Annotated in this window: 2 protein-coding genes; one reads left to right on the forward strand and one right to left on the reverse strand. The window is 71.4% G+C overall.

Features of this window, described 5'->3' with window-relative positions; all coding sequences use genetic code 11:
* Positions 1 to 73: 73 nt before the first annotated feature.
* Complete coding sequence (locus tag EEJ42_RS31550) at positions 74 to 589, reverse strand: DUF6643 family protein (RefSeq protein ID WP_123105282.1); 516 nt, start codon at positions 587 to 589, stop codon at positions 74 to 76.
* A 206-nt stretch (positions 590 to 795) separates the two neighbouring features.
* On the opposite strand from EEJ42_RS31550, the gene EEJ42_RS31555 reads away from it, so the two are divergent.
* Positions 796 to 1409, forward strand: a 614-nt coding sequence (locus EEJ42_RS31555; protein ID WP_148082077.1) for a TerD family protein, incomplete at its 3' end; no start/stop codon positions are given.

Below are 1409 nucleotides of genomic sequence, written 5' to 3' on the forward strand. Positions count from 1 at the left end.
GCCCGGTGGTCCGAACGACGGACCACCGGGCCCCGGCAGGCTTGCGAAAGGGTGCGCGGAGAGTGCGCTGGGGTCAGTAGCCGCCCCCCGGCTGCTGGGGACGCCCCGGATACTGCTGCTGACGGCCGTACGGGTCGTCGTACGGAGACGGCGAGGGAGCCGCCGGGCGGGGCGCCTGGGGGCGCGGCATCGCCGGACGCATCGCCTCGTACCCGTTCGGCGCCGCCGGACGCTGCTGTTGCTGCTGCGCCCCCGGGTAGCCGCGCGGGCCCGCCTGCGGCGGGATGTACGGAGAGGGCGCCTGCTGGAGCCCGCCCGGCTGCATGCCGCCGGGCTGCATTCCGCCCGGCTGCGGCGCCTGCTGCTGATAGCCGGGCGGCGGGGTCTGCTGGGAGGGAGCGGCCGGGAGCGCGGGAAGCGCCGAGGGCAGTGCCGGAAGGTGACTTCCGCTGTCATACGCGGAAGGCACCCGGATGGGTGCGATCTGAGGCGTTCCCCGCTCGGCGACAAGGCTGTCGTAGATGGGGGTGTCCGGGAAGGACGGCGAGGAGTAGTAGCCGCCGCCGTAGGTGCTGCGGGGGGAGGTCATAGACCATAAGTTAAGCCCACCATGTGCTGATTGGGGAGCCCGGTAGGAGGGTTGTTTTCAGTGTTCGGAGCGGTCGCGGATCCCCAATCGGACCGAACCCGGGAAAAACGGTCGTCAGGGTACGTTGAGATCCTGTAAAGGGCGCGTTTTCAGAGGGTCACATGCCCGTCCAGAAGATGAAGCGAACAGAAAGACAGGGGGACAGCATGGCGATGCGCAAAGGCAGCAACATCCAGGTCACGGCAGGGTCGGTGCGGGTCGAACTCGGCTGGCGGTCCGGCCCCGGAGTGCCGGACGTGGACGCCTCCGCGCTGCTGCTGGTGTCCGGAAAGGTTCGCTCCGACGCGGACTTCGTGTTCTACAACCAGTCCGTGCACGCCTCGGGCGCCGTACGGCACGAGGGCAAGCAAACCGTCGGTGACACCGTGACCGACGCCCTCGCGGTCGATCTGGGCCGCGTGGAGCCCGCGATCGAGACCGTGGTGCTCGCCGCCTCCTCGGACGGCGGAACGTTTGGCCGGGTGCCCGGTCTGTACATCCGGGTCCTCGACGCGTCCGGCGGCGCCGAGATCGCCCGCTTCGACAGCGAGGACGCCTCCGTGGAGACCGCGTTCGTCCTCGGTGAGCTGTACCGCAGGCAGGGCGGATGGAAGTTCCGCGCCGTCGGCCAGGGGTACGACAGCGGGCTCGCGGGCCTCGCCACCGACTTCGGGATCAGCGTCGACGAACCGCAGCAGGCGCCCGCCCCCGCCTCCGTTCCCGCGCCCCCGGTCGCGCCTCCCGCGCCCCCCGCCGCACCGACGGCCGCGCCCCCGGCGCC

It is taken from the genome of Streptomyces botrytidirepellens, from assembly GCF_003721215.1.
GTDB classification, from domain to species: Bacteria; Actinomycetota; Actinomycetes; order Streptomycetales; family Streptomycetaceae; genus Streptomyces; species Streptomyces himastatinicus.

Excerpts from the sequence above, each read along its gene's own strand:
- EEJ42_RS31550 (WP_123105282.1), bottom strand. The coding sequence starts at position 589 with ATGACCTCCCCCCGCAGCACCTACGGCGGCGGCTACTACTCCTCGCCG.